The following is a 3,009-nucleotide window of genomic DNA, read 5'->3' as shown; positions in this document are numbered from 1 at the left end:
TGTACTTCAGCATTAGCATAAGGAGAAATTACAAAAGCTAAAGTACATACTAACGAGACAAAAACAAATAACATTTTCTTCTGCATAAAAAACCTCCTTTTAAATCTATATCCAAGTTATCATAAGCATAATTAAATAAAAGTGTTGTATATATCATTTAATTATGCTATATAAATATTCTTTTTAGGTTTTGTAAGTAACCTCTAACACTTTTTTGTTAATCCTTAAATGTTCCTTATTACTTTATTCCAATTGCTTTATTGACAACGAGCCTCTGAACCCTTAACAAACCCTAAACTTGTCGAATCGTCGGCTTAATAGCTCACGCTATGCCGACATTCGTCTTCAAGTTTAGTTAAGGGTTCTTCTCATTGATCAATAAATTTTCTCGGCATAAATGCGTAGTCTACTTTTTTCTAGAGCGAGTAATTATCAGATAACCAAAAAGACAACAAAACAATATAAAAGCGAAAATCCCCATATGCCTACCTCCTTTTTCAACAAACTTTATCACAAGAACTATTTAAATTTTAAATGCCTTTATTTTGAATTTTAAGGGGGTATTTAGAGCAAACTCTGTATTTCTTATGTTTTTATACTCAAGTTCCAATATAAGCATTTAAAACGCAAATATGAGCTTATAACAGAAAAATATCCCTACTTGATTTATACATCAAATATACATCATCAAAAAAATAGAATATTTGCGTAGAATATTTGGCATGAGCATAAGGAAATCCAGTACCACCCCTGGTGGTATTCAGCATAGCTGAAAGATTTTCCTAACATTCATTGCACTCATTTGCTCATGCAAACAACATTAAAAGCCTTGATATTAAAGCAATTGAAGTTAATCCGTATTCTTAAGCTTGCAAAACAAAAAGTGTATAATTACATAGAATGCAACATTTTACATAAATACCGCTCGGGGCTTCCACTGGAATATTTTTTTCATTGATTTAACAGGCTTTATCAAAGGTCTGGAATACAAATATTCTAAATTTCCAAGCTCTTGGAATATATAGACTATTCATTTTTTTGTATTTTTTGTATGAAACGCTTAAATATCAAATTTAAAACCAGCATAAAAAATGCTAGCCGATCAGCTAGCATTACAAATTCTTCAAGTAATAATTTTGTTTTTCAAAATTCCAAATTGCCGTAATCGAATATGCTTGTGCTTCTTCATCCGTTACTTTTTCATCGTCATTTGTATGAATGAGATTACCCTCTTCAGCATCATCCAAATTCATTTCTTTATGTTTCTTTTTCAATAAACCGCCATAACTTAACATACGCTTCCGATACAAACCTTGTTCTAAATCACTCACAATCTCTGTATCTTTTTCTTTGTCTCCTGTTAAATAATCTGATGACTTCACCGAATATTTTGATGTCTCTTTAATTGCTGCTTGTATATCTGAATCGCCTTTTTTATTCGGCTTGATTGCTTTAATATTTGCTACAGGTTTATAGCTAACCTTAAGTGCTTTTTGCCATAACTTAACCCATTCTTCTTGAGAAATATAATTTTCAGCACCTCTAAAGTATTTTGATTCTACACATAGTAGTACATGCATGTGCTGATTATAACTACCATCTTTATGATTAACAGTTACCTCTGTTGAACGCATAAAACCAATTAAGTTATTACTTACTTTTTTATATTTAAACAACTTATGAAATGCTTTAGTCATTTCAGTCAAACTCTCTTCTAATGTTTTGCCATCTACAGCATTACGAGTTGATAAAGTTAAAAATAACCATCGAGATTTAGGCTTTTCTTTAATCACTTCACCGATGATTTTTTGGGCTTGATAACTATTTTTCATAGCTCTCCTCCAATTACAAATAGGACAAAGTTTTGATTTACAAAACCACGCTTTATGTAATTTAAGATACCCTTCTTCTGTTGGTTTGAATTCCAAGATATTGCCACACTCTCTAACATTATGGGCTTTCTTTATTTTTAAAATTTCAAGAATATCTGCATAGCTCACATTATCTATTTTCTTTTCTCTCCAAGGACGTTCTTTACCACTCTTAGACACATCTTTCAGTGTTTCAACATCTTGATTTTCGTTTATATATCTAGTAGTATTAAATTGCATATAAAAGACCCCCAGTATTATTTAAGATTCGACACCTTAATAATATTACTGGGGCTTTTTCATGTCAAATTTTCTTTATACATTAAAAACAGGCTATATTCCCTTAGCATCAAGGGTTATAGCCTATTTTTAAAAAGATAATTATTTCTAATAGTATCAAGACAAGAAGAAACTCAAAAATTGCTCCGCATTTTTTCGTTTTTAAAACAATGTTTTTAAAAGAATAAATATTAAGATATAAAGAACAATCACTAAAGGTAAACCAATCACTATGTTAGCTAAGATTCTATAACTAGTTTTGGATATATTTTTTGTAAGTGTGCCCATAATTAATGTATTAAGAAAAATCGAGAAAAAAGTACTCGCTAAATAAAATATTGGATTTGCATCTGTAAAATACGTCATATAAAATCCTTTCAACTCCGATGAGAAGTTAGATTATACTCCATTTGTAGGATTTCCATTAGCCATACACTTACCAACAGCCCAAGCTAGAGATCCTGCTATACCATATGCTCCGCCTTTAACGCCCATCTTAACTAGTTTTGTTCCAGCAACTCCATACTGTCCAGCTTGGATAGCTTGCGCGATTTCAGCAATAGCAGTCGGTCCTAAAGTATCAAAAATATTAAGTGAATTGATTACGCATTCTGTATTATCAGTAACATTCTGACATGCTTCTTGTGTAGGACAAGCTCTAACTGCTGTTCCAGCAATACTCCTTTTTTCTTCTTCAATTTTATCAAGTTCTTGTTGCTGCTCTTCTGTAAATTTAGTTTTTAATTTTTGATAATCATAAGAAACAATATTGCCTTCTTCATCTTTAACTTCGCTATCTCCAAAGTAGTATTCTAATTCCTGTGCCACTTTTTCAATCTCTTTTTCTTCTTCCTGCTTC

At 31.1% G+C, this 3,009-nt stretch carries 2 protein-coding genes; both read right to left on the bottom strand.

What is annotated here, in order from left to right:
* Positions 1-1,112: 1,112 nt before the first annotated feature.
* Complete coding sequence (locus tag C7N65_RS12455) at positions 1,113-2,111, bottom strand: protein rep (protein ID WP_105980586.1); 999 nt, start codon at positions 2,109-2,111, stop codon at positions 1,113-1,115.
* Between the two features lie 438 nt (positions 2,112-2,549).
* On the bottom strand, positions 2,550-3,009 hold a 460-nt coding region (locus C7N65_RS12450; RefSeq protein WP_158698143.1), incomplete at its 5' end, for a hypothetical protein.

This window comes from Staphylococcus simulans (genome assembly GCF_002994445.1).
Taxonomy (GTDB): Bacteria; Bacillota; Bacilli; order Staphylococcales; family Staphylococcaceae; genus Staphylococcus; species Staphylococcus simulans_B.
This window is presented reverse-complemented; position numbering and strand designations above follow the sequence as displayed.

Excerpts from the sequence above, each read along its gene's own strand:
- C7N65_RS12455 (WP_105980586.1), bottom strand. The coding sequence starts at position 2,111 with ATGCAATTTAATACTACTAGATATATAAACGAAAATCAAGATGTTGAA.